At 67.2% G+C, this 16,711-nt stretch carries 13 protein-coding genes; 8 read left to right on the top strand and 5 right to left on the bottom strand.

What is annotated here, in order from left to right:
• The first annotated feature begins 66 nt into the window (after positions 1-66).
• The 7 genes from NLI89_RS00585 to NLI89_RS00615 all read left to right on the top strand — a co-directional run bounded on the left by NLI89_RS00585 (position 67) and on the right by NLI89_RS00615 (position 11,575).
• Complete coding sequence (locus NLI89_RS00585; RefSeq protein ID WP_254685207.1) at positions 67-2,496, top strand: glycogen/starch/alpha-glucan phosphorylase; 2,430 nt, start codon at positions 67-69, stop codon at positions 2,494-2,496.
• Positions 2,493-4,655: a 1,4-alpha-glucan branching protein GlgB gene (gene glgB, locus NLI89_RS00590; RefSeq protein ID WP_254685208.1), complete on the top strand. Its 2,163-nt coding sequence runs from the start codon at positions 2,493-2,495 to the stop codon at positions 4,653-4,655. Before NLI89_RS00585 ends, glgB begins: the two co-directional genes overlap by 4 nt.
• Before the next feature lie 82 nt (positions 4,656-4,737).
• The gene (glgC, locus tag NLI89_RS00595) at positions 4,738-6,000 is read left to right on the top strand and encodes a glucose-1-phosphate adenylyltransferase (RefSeq protein WP_254685209.1); all 1,263 of its coding nucleotides are present in this window, start codon (positions 4,738-4,740) and stop codon (positions 5,998-6,000) included.
• Positions 6,001-6,157: 157 nt separating this feature from the next.
• Positions 6,158-7,603 (top strand): glycogen synthase GlgA, encoded by a 1,446-nt coding sequence (glgA, locus tag NLI89_RS00600; RefSeq protein WP_254685282.1) that lies wholly within the window; start codon positions 6,158-6,160, stop codon positions 7,601-7,603.
• Complete coding sequence (locus tag NLI89_RS00605; protein WP_254685210.1) at positions 7,600-9,219, top strand: alpha-D-glucose phosphate-specific phosphoglucomutase; 1,620 nt, start codon at positions 7,600-7,602, stop codon at positions 9,217-9,219. Before glgA ends, NLI89_RS00605 begins: the two co-directional genes overlap by 4 nt.
• The gene (gene treA / locus NLI89_RS00610) at positions 9,219-10,745 is read left to right on the top strand and encodes an alpha,alpha-trehalase TreA (RefSeq protein WP_254685211.1); all 1,527 of its coding nucleotides are present in this window, start codon (positions 9,219-9,221) and stop codon (positions 10,743-10,745) included. Before NLI89_RS00605 ends, treA begins: the two co-directional genes overlap by 1 nt.
• Positions 10,742-11,575 carry a CoA ester lyase gene (locus NLI89_RS00615; protein WP_368077229.1) on the top strand — a complete coding sequence of 278 codons (834 nt, stop codon included), beginning with the start codon at positions 10,742-10,744 and terminating at the stop codon, positions 11,573-11,575. Before treA ends, NLI89_RS00615 begins: the two co-directional genes overlap by 4 nt.
• 141 nt (positions 11,576-11,716) lie before the next feature.
• Here NLI89_RS00615 and NLI89_RS00620 read toward each other — a convergent pair whose 3' ends face one another.
• The 5 genes from NLI89_RS00620 to NLI89_RS00640 are packed head-to-tail and all read right to left on the bottom strand — an operon-like array spanning position 11,717 to position 15,625.
• Entirely contained in the window at positions 11,717-12,010 is a 294-nt protein-coding gene (locus NLI89_RS00620; protein ID WP_254685212.1) for a plasmid stabilization protein, read from the bottom strand.
• 48 nt (positions 12,011-12,058) lie between these two features.
• A complete protein-coding gene (locus NLI89_RS00625) occupies positions 12,059-12,640 on the bottom strand; it encodes an ABC-type transport auxiliary lipoprotein family protein (protein ID WP_187504560.1) in 582 nt (193 codons plus the stop codon).
• Positions 12,641-12,648: 8 nt separating this feature from the next.
• The gene (locus NLI89_RS00630) at positions 12,649-13,611 is read right to left on the bottom strand and encodes an MlaD family protein (protein ID WP_254685213.1); all 963 of its coding nucleotides are present in this window, start codon (positions 13,609-13,611) and stop codon (positions 12,649-12,651) included.
• On the bottom strand, positions 13,611-14,516 hold the full coding sequence (locus NLI89_RS00635; protein ID WP_254685214.1) for an ABC transporter ATP-binding protein: 906 nt from the start codon (positions 14,514-14,516) through the stop codon (positions 13,611-13,613). Before NLI89_RS00635 ends, NLI89_RS00630 begins: the two co-directional genes overlap by 1 nt.
• Complete coding sequence (locus tag NLI89_RS00640) at positions 14,516-15,625, bottom strand: ABC transporter permease (RefSeq protein WP_254685215.1); 1,110 nt, start codon at positions 15,623-15,625, stop codon at positions 14,516-14,518. Before NLI89_RS00640 ends, NLI89_RS00635 begins: the two co-directional genes overlap by 1 nt.
• A 62-nt stretch (positions 15,626-15,687) precedes the next feature.
• Between NLI89_RS00640 and NLI89_RS00645 the strand changes: the two genes are divergently transcribed.
• The gene (locus tag NLI89_RS00645) at positions 15,688-16,428 is read left to right on the top strand and encodes an HAD family hydrolase (protein WP_302675532.1); all 741 of its coding nucleotides are present in this window, start codon (positions 15,688-15,690) and stop codon (positions 16,426-16,428) included.
• Positions 16,429-16,711 lie beyond the last annotated feature (283 nt).

The following is a 16,711-nucleotide window of genomic DNA, read 5'->3' on the forward strand; positions in this document are numbered from 1 at the left end:
AAGTCCGCGTGACAACCGCGCATGGACGGCTAGGATCACGGCGACCGTAACGATTTCGGAAGCCGCGTGACCTCAGATCCTGCCGTACAGCTGCCCGCCATCCAAGATCTCGCCGATTCGATCCTCGACACGCTCGTCCACCGCATCGGCAAGGATGCGCAAGCCGCGCGGCCGCACGACTGGCTGGCGGCGACGATCCTGACAGTGCGCAACGACATCGTCGAACGCTGGATGGCATCGACCAAGGCGGCGCACGCGGCCGGCGCCAAGCGCGTCTATTATCTCAGCCTCGAATTCCTGATCGGCCGGCTGCTGCGCGACGCAGTGACCAACCTCCAGCGCAACGACGAGGTCACGCGCGCCCTCGCCTTGCACGGCGTCGACCTCGCCGAACTGGAGGAGATCGAACCCGACGCGGCGCTCGGCAATGGCGGGCTTGGCCGTTTGGCCGCGTGCTTCATGGAAAGCATGGCGAGCCTCGCGCTGCCGGCTTACGGCTATGGCATCCGCTACGTGAACGGCATGTTCCGCCAGCGGATCGACGATGGCTGGCAGGTCGAGATGCCCGAGAACTGGCTCGCGCACGGCAACCCCTGGGAGTTCGAACGCCGCGAGAGCGCCTATTTCGTCGGCTTCGGCGGTGAAGTAACGGCATCTGACAGCGGCCAAATCCACTGGAGCCCGTCCGAGGCGGTCGAGGCGACCGCCGTCGACACCCCCGTCGTCGGCTGGCGCGGCAAGCACGTCAATACGCTCCGCCTGTGGACCGCCCGCGCGTTCGATCCGATCAAGCTAGACCGCTTCAACGCCGGCGATTTCACCGGCGCGCTGGCGGATCAGTTGCGCGCGGAAACGCTCACCCGCGTCCTCTACCCCAACGACTCCACCGCCGCCGGCCAGGAACTCCGCCTGCGTCAGGAGTATTTCTTCTCGTCCGCGTCGATCCAGGACATCGTCCGCCGCCACATCCAGTATTTCGGCGACATCCGCACGCTGCCCGACAAGGCCGCGATCCAGCTCAACGACACGCACCCCGCGGTGTCGGTCGCCGAACTCATGCGGCTGCTGATCGACCACCACGAGTTCGACTTCGACGAGGCGTGGAAGATCACCCGCGCCACCTTCGGCTACACCAACCACACATTGCTCCCCGAGGCGCTGGAGAGCTGGCCGCTGCCGCTGTTCGAACGCCTGCTCCCGCGGCACATGCAGATCGTCTACGCGATCAACGCCAAACTGTTGCGCGAGGCGCGCAGCACGGACGGTATCGACGACCGCGCGATCGCCGCGATCAGCCTGATCGACGAGGGCGGCGAGCGGCGCGTGCGGATGGCGAATCTCGCCTTTGCCGGCTCGCACAGCGTCAACGGCGTCGCCGCGCTCCACACGCAGCTGATGAAGAAGACGGTCTTCGCCGATCTCCACAGGCTGTATCCAACCCGGATCAACAACAAAACGAATGGCATCACGCCGCGCCGCTGGCTCCAGCAATGCAACCCAGGCCTGACCGCGCTGATCCGCGACGCGATCGGCGACGGCTTCCTCGACGATGCCGAAAAGCTCGTCGATCTCGATGTTTTTGCCGAGGATTCCGCGTTCAGGGAGCGGTTTGCGGTGGTGAAGCGTTCGAACAAGGTGGCACTGGCAAATCACATCAAGGAGAGCATGGGGCTCCGCGTCGACCCGGACGCGATGTTCGACGTGCAAATCAAGCGCATCCACGAATATAAGCGCCAGCTGCTCAACATCATCGAGACGGTCGCGCTCTACGACCAGATCCGCAGCCATCCCGAACGCAACTGGACGCCGCGCGTGAAACTGTTCGCGGGCAAGGCTGCGTCGAGCTACCACAACGCGAAGCTCGTCATAAAACTGGCGAACGACGTCGCGCGCCGGATCAACGCGGATCCGTCGGTCGGTGGCCTGCTGAAGGTCGCGTTCCTGCCCAATTACAACGTGTCGCTGGCGGAGAAGATCATCCCCGCCGCCGACCTGAGCGAACAGATCTCGACTGCCGGACTCGAAGCGTCGGGCACGGGCAACATGAAGTTCGCGATGAACGGCGCGCTGACGATCGGCACGCTCGACGGCGCGAACATCGAGATCAAGGACCGCGTCGGCGACGACAACATCTTCATTTTCGGCATGACCGCGGACGAGGTCGAGGCGAAGCGCGCCAACGGCTACGATCCGCGCGCCGTAATCGACGGCTCGAACGAACTGCGCCAGGCGGTGTCGGCGATCGCGTCCGGCGTGTTTTCGCCCGACGACAAGACGCGCTACGCCGGCTTGATGGGCGGGCTGTACGAGGGCGACTGGTTCATGCTCGCCGCCGATTTCGACAGCTATGCCAACGCCCAGCGTGCCGTCGACGCGCGCTGGAACGACCGCGATGCGTGGGTCGCCTCGACCGTCCGCAACGTCGCGCGCGTCGGCTGGTTCTCGTCCGACCGCACGATCCGCGAATATGCGCGCGAGATCTGGACGGTGATGTGAAGCCACCCGAAGGCGCCATTGTTGCCCTCCTCGAAGGGCGTCACGACGACCCTTTCTCGCTGCTCGGCGTCCACAAAGGCCCGACCGGTGTGTTCGCGCGCGTCTGGCTGCCCGGCGCGGACAAGGCGGAGGCACACGCGCTCGACGGCACGACGCTCGGCACTCTCCCCCGGATCGACGACCGCGGCCTGTTCGAAGGGCCGATCGAAGGTGACCCGCAACCGGTGAAATACCATGCCGAGGCGGGCGATACCTCGTGGTGGGTCACCGACCCGTACAGCTTTGGCCCCGTCCTCGGCCCGATCGACGACCTGCTGATGGCGGAGGGGACGCATCACCGCCTCCACGACAAGATGGGCGCGCACCTCATCGAGCATGAGGGCGCGCACGGCGTCCATTTCGCGCTCTGGGCCCCCAATGCGCAGCGCGTGTCGGTGGTCGGCGACTTCAACGACTGGGACGGCCGCCGCCACGCGATGCGCAAGCGCGGCGACGTCGGCGTGTGGGAAATCTTCATCCCCGACATCGCCGAATACCGCGCGTACAAGTTCGAGATCGTCGGCCCCGACGGCAAGCTACAACCACTCAAGGCCGACCCGTTCGCGTTCGCGAGCGAACTCCGCCCTGCCAACGCCTCGATCACGCGGAAACTCGGGCACGAGTGGGCCGACACCGATCACCGCAAGCATTGGTCCTCGGTCGATCCCCGCCGCGTGCCGGTCAGCATCTACGAAGTCCACGCCGGATCGTGGGACCGCGACGCCGATGGCTGGTTCCTGACCTGGGACGCGCTCGCCGACCGACTGATTCCCTACGTCGTCGAGATGGGCTTCACGCACATCGAATTCCTGCCGATCAGCGAACACCCGTACGACCCGAGCTGGGGCTACCAGACCACCGGGCTCTACGCGCCGTCAGCCCGCTTCGGCGACGTCGATGGGTTCGCGCGGTTCGTCGACGGCGCGCATCTGGCGGGGATCGGCGTGCTGCTCGACTGGGTGCCCGCGCATTTCCCGACCGACGCGTTCGGGCTCGCGCATTTCGATGGCACCGCGCTGTACGAACACGAGGACCCGCGGCTCGGCTTCCACCCCGACTGGAACACCGCGATCTACAATTTCGGCCGGCGCGAGGTCGCGTCGTTCCTCGTCAACAACGCGCTGTTCTGGGCCGAGCGCTATCATATCGACGGCCTCCGCGTGGATGCGGTCGCGTCGATGCTGTACCGCGATTACTCGCGCAAGGCCGGCGAATGGATTCCCAACGAGCAAGGCGGCCGCGAGAATTGGGAGGCCGTCGCGTTCCTCCGCGACATGAACCGCGAAATCTACGGCCAGCATCCCGGCGTCTTCACTATCGCCGAGGAATCGACCTCATGGCCCGGCGTGTCGGCACCGGTCGGCGACGACGGCAGGAGCGGCGGACTGGGCTTCGGGTTCAAGTGGAACATGGGCTTCATGCACGACACGCTCCAGTACATGGCGCGCGATCCCCTGCACCGGAAACACCATCACGGCGAGATCAATTTCGGCCTCGTCTATGCGTTCAGCGAGAATTTCGTGCTGCCGCTCAGCCATGACGAGGTCGTCCACGGCAAGGGTTCGCTGCTGACCAAGATGCCCGGCGACGACTGGCAGCAATTCGCAAACTTGCGCGCCTATTACACGTTCATGTGGGGCTATCCGGGCAAGAAGCTGCTCTTCATGGGGCAGGAATTCGCGCAACGTCGCGAGTGGTCCGAGGACCGCGCGCTCGACTGGGACCTGCGCAACGCGCGCAGCCACGAAGGCATCCGCAATCTCGTCCGCGACCTCAACACCGTCTACCGCGAGAAGCCCGCGCTCCACGCGCGCGACTGCGAGGCGGAAGGGTTCGAATGGCTGATCGCCGACGACGCCGCCAACTCGGTGTTCGCCTGGCTGCGCAAGGCCCCCGGCGCAAAGCCGGTCGCGATCATCGCCAACATGACGCCGATCGCCCGCGCGCCCTACCGCATACCGCTGCCGCTCGACGGCCGCTGGTGCGAGATCATCAACAGCGACGCGCATGAATATTGGGGCAGTGGCCTCGGCAATCTCGGCGGCGTCGTCGCGCAGGACGGTGCGGCTTGGGTCACCTTGCCCCCGCTCGCGACGATCATGCTGGAGTTCGAAGAGTAACGCGATCTGGCAGGCATCGGAACCAGATCGGGGTTACCGGACGTTATTAATACGACCTGATAACAGAGACTGGAGAGCGAAAATGGTAGAACGGCGAGGACAGCCTCTCGCGCGCGACGCAATGGCGTACGTGCTGGCAGGCGGCCGTGGTAGCCGTTTGATGGAACTGACCGATACGCGCGCGAAACCCGCGGTGTATTTCGGCGGCAAGGCGCGGATCATCGATTTCGCGCTGTCCAACGCGATCAATTCCGGCATCCGACGGATCGGCGTCGCGACGCAGTACAAGGCGCATTCGCTGATCCGCCACCTCCAGAGCGGCTGGAACTTCCTGCGCTCCGAACGCAACGAGAGCTTCGACATCCTCCCCGCCTCGCAGCGCATCAGCGAGTTCCAATGGTACGAGGGCACCGCCGACGCGGTCTACCAGAACATCGACATCATCGAGAGCCACGCACCCGAATACATGGTCATCCTGGCGGGCGATCACATCTACAAGATGGATTACGAGCTGATCCTCCAACAGCATTGCGAGACCGGCGCGGACGTCACCATCGCCTGCCTCGAAGTGCCGCGGATGGAGGCGGTCGCGTTCGGCGTGATGGCGGTCGACGAGCATGACAACGTCACCGACTTCGTCGAGAAACCCGCCGATCCGCCCGCCGTGCCCGGCAACCCGGACATCGCCCTGGCATCGATGGGGATCTACGTCTTCCATACCAAATTGCTGTTCGACGAACTGCGCCGCGACGCCGAAACGCCCGGTTCCGCGCGCGATTTCGGCAAGGATATCATCCCGTACCTCGTCAAGCACGGCAAGGCGGTCGCGCACCGCTTCTCCGACAGCTGCGTGCGGTCGGGGCTCGAGGTCGAGGCCTATTGGCGCGACGTCGGTACGGTGGATGCGTATTGGGAGGCGAACATCGATCTCACCGACGTCGTGCCGAAGCTCGATCTGTACGACCGCAGCTGGCCGCTCTGGACCTATTCGGAGGTCACGCCGCCGGCGAAATTCGTCCACGCGGACGATGGTCGTCGCGGCGAGGCGGTGTCGTCGCTGGTCTCGGGCGACTGCATCATCTCGGGCTCGTCGATCCACCGCAGCCTGATCTTCACCGGCACGCGGGCGCATAGTTATTCGGTGCTCGATCAGGCGGTGATCCTCCCGCATTGCGTAATCGGTCGCGGTGCGCGCCTGTCGAAGGTGGTGGTGGATCGTGGCGTGGAAATTCCCGACGGCCTGATCGTCGGGGAAGATGCCGAGGCGGACGCTCAACGCTTCCGGAGGACGGACAGCGGCGTGGTGCTGGTGACCAAGTCCATGATCGACCGGCTGACCGCGTGATTTGCTTGGCGATATCTGCCCCCCTCCCTGGAAGGGAGGGGTTGGGGGTGGGTCGGCCCATTGGCAGTCGGTTCGCCCGCCCCACACCGACCCACCCCCGGCCCCTCCCTTCCAGGGAGGGGAGCAGTTGCCCCATATCAACCGGATCGCCTCGATAATGCGCGTCCTCTCCGTCGCTTCCGAAGCCTACCCCATCATCAAGACCGGCGGTCTTGCGGACGTCGTCGGCGCGCTGCCGGCCGCGCTCGCGCCACATGGCGTGGCGCTGACCACCTTCCTCCCCGGCTACCCCGCGCTCGCCGCCGTCACCAAGCGTGCGAAAGTCGTCCACCGCTACACCGACCTGCTCGGCACCGAAGCCCGCATCCTTAAAGCGAAGATCGGCGACCACCCGCTCCTCGTCCTCGACGCGCCGGCGCTCTTCGCACGCGGCGGCGGCCCCTACGGCGACGCGACCGGCGCAGACTGGCCCGACAACTGGCGCCGCTTCGCCGCCTTCAGCCGCGCCGCCGCCGATCTCGCCTCGGGTGCTGTCCCCGGTTACGACTTCGACATCCTCCACGCGCACGACTGGCAGGCGGCGATGGCCCCCGCCTATCTCCGCTACGCCCCCGGCCCGGCCAAGCCGGCGAAAACCGTCGTGACGATCCACAACATCGCGTTCCAGGGCCGCTACGGCTACGATATCTTCGCCGACCTCGCGCTGCCTGACATCGCCTTCGCGCTCGACGGCGTCGAATATTATGGCGGCGTCGGCTATCTTAAGGCGGGGCTCGAGGCCGCCGATGCGATCACCACCGTCAGCCCGACCTACGCCGCCGAAATCCGCCGCGCCGAATTCGGCATGGGCCTCGAAGGCCTGATCAACGATCGCGCCGGCCGCGTCGTCGGGATCGTCAACGGCATCGACCCCGCCGTCTGGAACCCCGAGACCGACGCGGCCCTGCCCGCCCGCTACACCGCGCGCACGCTCGCCCGCCGCCGCACCAACAAGCGCGCGATCGAGACGTTGTTCGGCCTCGACACCGACGACGGTCCGCTCTTCACCGTCGTCAGCCGCCTTACCGGGCAAAAGGGCATGGACGTGCTCGCCGGCGCGCTCGACGAACTCGTCGCGCTCGGCGGTCGTCTCGCATTGCTCGGCTCGGGCGACGCGGACCTCGAGCGCGCGTTCCTCGCCGCCGCCGAACGCCACCCCGGCCGGATCGGCGTCCGCATCGGCTATGACGAACCCGTCTCGCACCTGCTGCAAGGTGGCGCCGACGCGATCCTGATCCCGTCGCGGTTCGAACCGTGCGGCCTGACCCAGCTCTATGGCCTCGCTTACGGCTGCATCCCCGTCGTCGCGCGCACCGGTGGTCTCGCCGACACCGTGATCGACGCGAACGAAGCCGCGATCGCCGCGGGCGTCGCCACCGGCGTGCAGCACGACGGCGTCACGCCGGAAGCGCTCAGCCACGCGCTGCGCCGAACGCTCGCCCTCTATGCACGCCCCGATCGCTGGGCCATGTTGCAGCGCAACGCGATGCGCGCGGACTTCTCGTGGGACGAGAGCGGCCGCCGCTACGCAAACCTTTACGCCAAGCTCCTGGAGCCCGCATGATCCGCACAGTACCGACCACGCCCTACACCGACCAGAAACCCGGCACGTCGGGCCTGCGCAAGAAGGTGAAGGTCTTCCAGCAGCCGAATTACGCCGAGAATTTCGTCCAGAGCGTGTTCGACGTGGTGGCGGACAAGGCCGGTGCGACGCTGGTGATCGGTGGCGATGGCCGCTTCCTCAACCGCGAAGTCATCCAGGTCGCGATCCGCATGGCGGCGGCGAACGGCTTCGGGCGGGTGATCGTCGGTCGCGGCGGTATCCTGTCGACGCCTGCCGCGAGCCACATGATCCGCAAGCGCGGCGCGATCGGCGGGTTGGTCCTCTCGGCCAGCCACAACCCCGGCGGTCCCGACGAGGATTTCGGGATCAAGTACAACATCGCCAATGGCGGCCCCGCGCCCGAGGGCGTCACCGACGCGATCAACGCGCGGACACTCGAGATCGACCGCTGGCTGACCGTCGACGCCGAAGACATCGACCTCGACACCGACGGCGAAGTCACGGTCGGTACGATGCCGGTCGAGGTCGTCGACCCGGTCGAGGACTACGCCGCCCTCATGGAGACGCTGTTCGACTTCGACGCGATCCGTGCCGCCAAGCTGACGATGGCATTCGACGCGATGAGCGCAGTCACCGGTCCCTACGCGACCGAGATCCTCGAACGTCGCCTCGGCTTCGCGCCCGGCACCGTCCGCAACGGCGAGCCCCTCCCCGATTTCGGCGGCCACCACCCCGACCCCAACCTCGTCCACGCGCACGAACTCTACGAGACGATGATGGCCCCCGACGCGCCCGATTTCGGCGCGGCGTCGGACGGCGACGGCGACCGCAACCTGATCATCGGCAAGCATCGCTTCGTCACCCCCTCCGACAGCCTCGCCATGCTGGCCGCCAACGCGCACCTCGCGCCCGGTTACGCAGGCGGGCTCAAGGGCATCGCCCGCTCGATGCCAACCAGCGCCGCCGCCGACCGCGTGGCCGAAGCGCTCGGCATCCCCGCCTACGAAACGCCGACCGGGTGGAAATTCTTCGGCAACCTGCTCGACGCCGGCATGGCGACGATCTGCGGCGAGGAGAGCGCCGGTACCGGCTCCGATCACGTCCGCGAGAAGGACGGCCTGTGGGCGGTGCTCCTATGGCTCAACATCCTCGCCGTCCGCGGTGAAAGCGTCGACGCGATCGCGCGCGATCACTGGGCGAAGTTCGGCCGCAACTATTATGCCCGCTACGATTACGAAGGCATCGAGACACCGCGCGCCGACGCGTTGATGGCGGCCTTGCGCGCGAGCCTCGCCACCCTCCCCGGCCAGCAGTTTGGCGACCTGACCGTCGAGACCGCGGACGAGTTCGCCTATACCGACCCGACCGACGGCTCGATCAGCCGCAACCAGGGCGTCCGCATCCTGTTCGCGGGCGGCAGCCGCGTGGTGTTCCGCCTCTCGGGCACCGGCACCACCGGCGCGACCTTGCGCGTGTACCTCGAACGCTACGAACCCGTCGGCGGCGACCTCGACCGCGACACCGGCGAGATGCTCGCCAGCATCGTCGCCGCGGCGGAGTCGATCGCGGGAATCGCCCAGCACACCGGCCGCACCGCACCGGACGTCGTTACCTGATGCGGTACGGCCTGCTCGCGCTATCGACCCTGCTGGTCGCGGCATCGCCCGCGCCGCAATCGCCTGCGCAGATGTTCGGCCCGCTCTACAAGGCGGTGCAGATGCGCGGGCTGTTCCCGGATTCGAAGACCTTCGCCGACGCGACGCCCAAGCGGCCGGCGAAGGCGATCCTCGCCGACTATGCGAAATGCCGCTGCGACGCAGAGCCCGCGCTGCGCCGGTTTGTCGCGGCGAATTTCACGATCCCGACCACGCCCGCCGCGCCGCCATCGGCCGAGCGGCTGACGCTGAAGGCGCACATCGACGCGCTCTGGCCGCAATTGACGCGCACGCAGACGAGCGTCCCCGCCGGCTCCTCCGCGCTGACCCTGCCGAGGCGCTACGTCGTCCCCGGCGGCCGTTTCCGCGAGATGTATTACTGGGACAGCTATTTCACGCTGCTCGGCGTCCAGCGCTCCGGACGGCAGGATCTGGTCGAGGACATGGTGGTCGATTTCGGCAGCCTGATCGACCGCTACGGCCATATCCCCAACGGCACGCGCACCTACTATCTCAGCCGCTCGCAACCGCCGTTCTTCTACCTGATCGCCGGCCTGTCGCGCGATCCCAGGACGCTCGCAACCCGTAACCGCCAGCTTCGCGCCGAACACGCATTCTGGATGGCCGGCGCCGAGACGCTGAAGCCCGGCCAGCAATCGCGCCGCGCCGTCCGCCTGCCCGACGGGGCGCTGCTCAACCGCTACTGGGACGACCGCGACGATCCCCGCGACGAGAGTTATCGCGAGGACGCCGAGCTCGCCGACCGCACGCCGTCGCGCAACCGCGGCGAGCTCTTCCGCGACCTGAGGGCGGCGGCGGAAAGCGGCTGGGACTTCTCGTCGCGCTGGCTGGCCGACGGGCGCACGCTCGCGACGATCCGCACCACCCGGTTCGCACCGGTCGATCTCAACAGCCTGATGGTCGGCATGGAGCAGGCGATCGCCGCCAACTGCCGCACGCTCGGCGACACCGCATGCGCAACGTCTTACACCGCCCGAGCGACCGCGCGCGCTGCCGCGATCCGCCAGCATCTGTGGAACGGCCGCTTCTTCGCCGACTACGACCTCGACACCAACCGCGCGAACGACTTCGCCAGCGCCGCGATGGCGTTCCCGCTGTTCGCCAAGGTCGCCACGCCCGATCAGGCCAAGGCGACCGCCACCGCACTCCGCCCGGCCGTCGGCGAAGGCGGCCTGCGCACGACGCTGATCGGCAGCGGCCAGCAATGGGACGACCCGAACGGCTGGGCACCACTCCAATGGATCGCGATCCAGGGCTTGCGCGGCTACGGCGAGACCGCGCTTGCGGACCGGATCACCAAGGCCTGGCTCGCCTCGGTCGATCGCGAATATCAGGCGAGCGGCAAGCTGCTGGAGAAATACGACGTGGTCGAGCGCAAGCCCGGCGGCGGCGGCGAATATCCCAACCAGGATGGCTTCGGCTGGACCAATGGGGTCACGCGCGCGCTGATGGCGGATCGCCCGTGACGCGGCGCCGCCGCAGCGCGCTGTACATGCCCGCGTCGAATGGTCGGGCGATCGCCAAGGCACGGACGCTCGATTGCGACGTCGTCATTCTCGACCTGGAGGATGCGGTCGCGCCGGACGAGAAGGCCGCTGCGCGTGACCGGGTCATCGACGCAGTGCGCGAAGGCGGGTTCGGCGCGCGTGAGCTTGTCGTGCGGATCAACGGCCTCGGCACGCCGTGGTACGCGGACGACGTCGCTGCGGTCCGCGGCATGGGCGTCGACGCCGTGCTCGTACCCAAAGTGGCCTACCCGTCCGATCTGGAGGCAATCCGCACGTCGCTGGGCGAAGCGGGCCCGCCGATCTGGGCGATGATCGAGACCTGTGCCGCGATCCTGTCACTCCCTGCGCTGTCGCAAGCGGCTTGGGGGTCGCGGCTGACGGCGCTGATCGCGGGTACCAACGATCTGGCCAAGGACATGCGGTGTCGTCTCGGGCCGGATCGCATGCCGCTGATCCCCGCGCTCACGGCAACCGTCATGGCCGCGCGGGCAGCGGGGATCGTGGCGCTGGACGGCGTGTGCAACGCGCTCGACGACCCGGCGCGGTTTGGCGCGGAATGCGCGCAGGGGGCGATGCTGGGGTTCGAGGGGAAGACGCTGATCCATCCGTCGCAGATCGACGCGGCGAACGCGGGTTTCGGTCCCAGCGAGGACGAACTGGCGTGGGCGCGGGCGATCGTGGCGGCATTTGCCAGGCCGGAGAATGCCGACAAGGGCGCGATCCGGCTGGATGGCCAAATGGTCGAGCGGCTGCATCTGGCCGAGGCGGAAGCGGTGCTGACCCGCTGAGGGAGACTTCGATCCTCCCCTGCAAGGGGAGGTGGCTGGCGCTTGCCAGACGGAGGGGTGAAACCCTGTCGACAGCGCGATACCCCTCCGTCAGTCCTGCGGACTGCCACCTCCCCTTGCAGGGGAGGATCGAAGTCTTGGCTAGCCGTTTGCCTTCTTCCGTCGGGTCTCCCAACCCTTCTTCGCCGCAGCGGACTTCGCCGCATCGCTACGCCCCGCCGCCTGCTTCCCGCCACTCCGCGCAGACGCCTGCATATCGGGCTTGCCGCGACCCGAGCCGGACTTGTTACCCCCGCCCGAATCCTTGTTCACCGTAGCCCAGGCCCGTGCTTCGGCTTCAGGCTCCGGAACACCCTTAGCCGCATAGCCGTCCGCGATATGCGCGGCCTTGCGCTTCTGCTTGTCGGTGTACGCGTCCTTGTCGCCCTGTGGCATCGCCGCTCTCCTCGTCAGAGAGCGTCAACGCTCAAAGCAACGGGTCGTTCAGCGGCCGATCCAGTCCGCCACTTCGGTTGCGACCTGATTGGCCGCCTGGTTGATCCCGGCCGCAGCCGACGTCGCATCGATCGCCGACACCGGCACCCGCGCCTCGAAGCGGCGCTTCTCGACCGACGTCTTGCCCGCGCGCATCAGCGACGCGTCGTACGTCACGACCGCCTCGCGAGTCGTCGCATCGAGCCCGAACGACCGCAGCTCGCCGCCGAGCAGACCGCCCGGGTCGCCGATCGACTGCGCCGTCGACAGCACGACCAGCCCGGTCCGCGACGAGACCGTATCCGACACCAGCCGTGCGAACAGGCGCGCCGGCGGCTCCGCCCATTGCGCATCGGTGACGTACGCGATCGAGGTCGGCGTCGCCTGCACGGGCACGCGCGCGGTCGCGAGCGACTGCGGCACGACCGGCGTCTGAATCGTGATCGACTTGGCGGTCGCCGAATCCTGGTTCTGGCCGACCGGCACCGACGAAACGCTCGTCAGAGTCAGCAGCGTGGGCGGCGGTTTCGCGCCGAAGCTGATGCACCCGGCGAGTGGCAGCATCGCGATCAGGATGAGCGGTGTCTTCATGGCGTGCCTCACTTACCCTTGTAATCCGGGAGCTTCTGCTGCCCGATCAGCGAACTCGCACCCTGCTGATCGACCTTCTCGGCGACCGACGACAATGCCGCCGCAGTCGTCCGCAGGTCGTGGACCAGACGGTTGGCCTCGGGGATGGTCGTCTTCGAGAACGCCTGCAAGCCCGGCCGCGCATCGCCGATCGCGGCGTTGAGCGTGTCGGCGCTCTGCTGCGCGGAGGTGATCGCCTTGTTCAGGTTCGCCATCGCCGGCTTGACCTCCTCGGACAGGACGCCGTTGGTGGTCTTGGCGAGCACGCCGAACTGCTGCGCGGCATCGCCCGCCTGCTGGATCGCGACGCGGGTCTGCGCGAGCGTCGCGGCGATCTCGGGACCACGATCGGCGAGCGCATCGGTCAGCCGGTTGGTATTCTCGAGGATGCCGGCGATCGACGCCTGGTTGCGGTCGGTCAGCAAGCCCGTAAGACGCTCGGTCAGCGTCGACAGGCGCTCGAGCAACTGCGGTGCCGAGTTCAGGATCGCGCCCAGGCCACCCTGCTTGGTCGGGATGACCGGCACGCCGTACGGGCAAGGCTGGCCGTTGACGTCGGGGCACGAGACCGGCGGCGCACCCTTGCGCGCACCATCGAGCGAGACCTGGCTGACGCCGGTGAAACCGACGCCCGAGATCGACGCGGTCGTGCCCTGCAGCACCGGCGTCTCGTCGTTGACGCTGATCCGGACGCGGACGAACTGCGGATCGTTCTTCCACAGCGAGATCGTCTTCACCTGCCCCGACGGCACGCCCGAGAACACGACGGCAGAGCCGCGCGCGAGCCCGTCGACCGACTGGCGGAAGAAGATGTCGTATTCCTTCTCTTCCTTGCCGCCCAGCCGCGCGATCCACACGGTGAACAGCGCCAGCAGCGCCAGCAGGATCAGCACGACGGCGCCGACTAGGACGTGGTTCGAACGGGTTTCCATCAGCGCGTCCTTGCTTCTTTCTCGGCGTATGTCGCGTCGGCGTCGTCCGGCGCGGACTGCTTGGACTGGACTTCAGTAGGGTGTCGGGCTGCTTGCTCGTCGGCGCGCTCGTGCGCCTCCTGCGTCGCGACCGCGGCACGGCCGCGGGGCCCCTTGAAATATTCCTCGATCCACGGGTGATCGAGCGCGATCAGTTCGTCGATCGTGCCGACCGCGATGACCTTCTTGTCGGCGAGCACCGCGACCCGGTCGCAGATCGCATACAGCGTATCGAGATCGTGCGTGATCAGGAACACCGTCAGCCCGAGCGTCTTCTGCAACGACTGGGTAAGATCGTCGAACGCCGCCGCACCGATCGGGTCGAGCCCCGCAGTCGGCTCGTCGAGGAACAGCAGTTCGGGATCGAGCGCCAGCGCACGGGCGAGGCCGGCACGCTTCTTCATGCCGCCCGACAGCTCGGCGGGAAACTTGTTCGCGGCGTCTGCCGGCAAGCCGGTCATCACCACCTTGTACGATGCAATCTCCGCGAGCAGCGCGGGCGACAGATCGGGGTAGAATTCGCGCAACGGCACTTCGACGTTCTCGGCGACGGTCAGCGTCGAGAACAGTGCACCGCCCTGGAACAGCACGCCCCAGCGCTTGCGGATCTCGGTCGCCTCGGTTTCCTCGCGGCCGATATTGGGCTCGCCGAACACCGTGACCTCGCCCGCGACCGGGGTCTGGAGACCGATGATCGAGCGCATCAGCACCGACTTGCCGGTGCCCGAGCCGCCGACCACGCCGAGGATCTCGCCGCGCCTAACGTCGAGGTCGAGTCCCTCATGCACGACCGAGTCGCCGAATGCGTTCTTCAATCCCCGGACGGAGATGATGTTGTCGCTGGTATCGTCAGTGTTGCGGGCCATCAGTCCCAACCCAGCCAGGTGAAGAAGACCGCGAAGAACGCGTCGAGGACGATCACCAGGAAAATGCCCTGGACGACCGCCGACGTAGTGCGCAGGCCGACCTGTTCGGCGTCCGATTCGACCTGCATGCCCTGGAAACAGCCCGCGATCGCGATGATCGCGCCGAAGACGGGCGCCTTGATCAGCGAGATGTAGAGATCGGTGATCGGCACGACTTCGCGGATACGCGCGATGAAGGTGACCGGCGGAATGCCGAGCTGGACCCAGCACAGCAGGCCACCGCCGATGATCGCGATCACCGACGCGTAGAAGCCGAGCAGCGGCATCATCACGATCGCGGCCAGCACGCGGGGCAGCACCAGCGCCTCCATCGGCGACACGCCGATGGTGCGCATCGCGTCGATCTCTTCGGTCAATTTCATCGTGCCGAGCTGGGCGGCGAACGCCGAGCCCGAGCGACCGGCGACCATGATCGCGGTCATCAGCAAACCGAGTTCGCGGATCGTCAGGCGGCCGACGAGGTTGATCGTGAAGACTTCGGCACCGAACTGGCGGAGCTGGACCGCGCCCTGCTGGGCGATGACCATGCCGATCAGGAAGCTCATCAGCCCGACGATGCCGAGCGCGGCGACGCCGACCACTTCGAAGCGCTGGACGACCGCGTTGAAGCGGAAGCGCTGCGGATGACGGATGACGCTGCCGAACGCGACCGTGGTCGCACCGAGAAACCCGAGCAACCCGAGCATCGTCTTGCCCGACAGCACGACCGCGTCGCCGATCTCGCCGAGCACGCGGCTGACCGCGCTGACCTTGGCGGGCCTGGCGGCGAGCGGCTGGTCGGAGGCGACGACCTGATCGAACAACGCTTGGTCGTTGGCGTCGAGCCCGTCGATCGTCGCATCGCTGCGGGCGGCAAAGCGGTGGACGATCCAGGCACCGATCGTGTCGATCCGGTCGACCCCACTCAGGTCAACACGCTTGACCGACGACGCATCGACCGCCTCGAGCCGATCGGGCAGATTGCCGATCTTCGCGAGCGACAGATCGCCGGTAAAGCGAAGCGTGCCGGTATCGGCACCGTCCTGCTGGAAATCGGCCATCGCGCTCATCGGGGGCACCTTTGCGGCAAAGTGACTGGATCGGCAAGATGAATGCGGCGTAAGTCGCGACGATGACCGAATTGCCTCCTGCCCGCCCATCCGGCCCGCCGGCCTCCGAGCCGTCCGCCCGGCCAAGCGTCCACCTCGCCATCTACGACATGGACAAGACGATCACCCACATGCCGACCTGGACGCCGTTCCTGCTCCACACTGCGCGGAAGAGCGGGGCGCCGTGGCGGCTGGCGCTGGTGCCGTTCGCGGGCGTGGCGGCGCTTGGTTATGTCGGGCGCCTCATCAGCCGGGGTCGGTTGAAATACGTGATGCAGCGGATGATGCTCGGCAAGCGCATGACGCCCGCGCAGGAACGCCGCAGCGCCGAGGCGTTCGCCGACCGGGTGGTGCGCGACGGCGTGTTCGCGAGCGCACGCGCGCGACTCGAGGCGGATCGGGCGGCGGGCTACAGGCTGGTGATGGCGACCGCATCGTATCGATTCTATGTCGAGGCGATCGCGCAGCGACTGGGCTTCGACGCGGTGATCGGCACCGAAAGCTTGCGCGATGCAAACGGCAATCTGCTCGCGGGGATCGACGGCGAGAATTGCTACGGCCCGGCGAAACTGCGGATGATCGAGGCTTGGATGGCGCGCGAGGGAATCGCACGGGAGGACGCGCATGTGCGGTTTTATTCGGACCACGTCTCCGACGCGCCGACGTTCGACTGGGCGGACGAGCCGTTCGCAGTGAATGCGCACGGGCCGTTGCGGTTGCTGGCGACGGCGAAGGGCTGGCCCATGCCGGATTGGGAGCGGTAGCGCTGGCGTTCAGAGAGAGGGGCAGGAAGGTAGTTTTGCAGGCTCGAGGCATTACCCCACTCACCACCCCTTTCCCTACCTACCACCCCGGCGGAGGCCGGGGCCCAATTGGGGAACGTTGCTGAGTCCCGCTGTGCGCCGTTACCGCGACCTTGCCAATTGGGCCCCGGCCTCCGCCGGGGTGGCAGCGGCAGGCTCGGCTGGGGGAAAAGCGCGGGCGCTCATGACAGTCGTGACGCGAAGAGCGCGCGAGACGGCGCTGAGGCGGTATCGCCGTGCAAAA

Origin of the sequence: Sphingomonas faeni (assembly GCF_024273235.1) — a bacterium.
GTDB classification, from domain to species: Bacteria; Pseudomonadota; Alphaproteobacteria; order Sphingomonadales; family Sphingomonadaceae; genus Sphingomonas; species Sphingomonas faeni_A.

What these genes read in the sequence shown, in the direction of transcription:
- NLI89_RS00620 (WP_254685212.1), bottom strand. Translation starts at nt 12,010, where the DNA reads ATGCCACAGGGCGACAAGGACGCGTACACCGACAAGCAGAAGCGCAAG.
- NLI89_RS00635 (WP_254685214.1), bottom strand. Translation starts at nt 14,516, where the DNA reads ATGGCCCGCAACACTGACGATACCAGCGACAACATCATCTCCGTCCGG.
- NLI89_RS00640 (WP_254685215.1), bottom strand. Translation starts at nt 15,625, where the DNA reads ATGAGCGCGATGGCCGATTTCCAGCAGGACGGTGCCGATACCGGCACG.
- NLI89_RS00625 (WP_187504560.1), bottom strand. Translation starts at nt 12,640, where the DNA reads ATGAAGACACCGCTCATCCTGATCGCGATGCTGCCACTCGCCGGGTGC.
- glgC (WP_254685209.1), top strand. Translation starts at nt 4,738, where the DNA reads ATGGTAGAACGGCGAGGACAGCCTCTCGCGCGCGACGCAATGGCGTAC.
- NLI89_RS00630 (WP_254685213.1), bottom strand. Translation starts at nt 13,611, where the DNA reads ATGGAAACCCGTTCGAACCACGTCCTAGTCGGCGCCGTCGTGCTGATC.
- NLI89_RS00605 (WP_254685210.1), top strand. Translation starts at nt 7,600, where the DNA reads ATGATCCGCACAGTACCGACCACGCCCTACACCGACCAGAAACCCGGC.
- treA (WP_254685211.1), top strand. Translation starts at nt 9,219, where the DNA reads ATGCGGTACGGCCTGCTCGCGCTATCGACCCTGCTGGTCGCGGCATCG.
- glgA (WP_254685282.1), top strand. Translation starts at nt 6,158, where the DNA reads ATGCGCGTCCTCTCCGTCGCTTCCGAAGCCTACCCCATCATCAAGACC.
- NLI89_RS00645 (WP_302675532.1), top strand. Translation starts at nt 15,688, where the DNA reads ATGACCGAATTGCCTCCTGCCCGCCCATCCGGCCCGCCGGCCTCCGAG.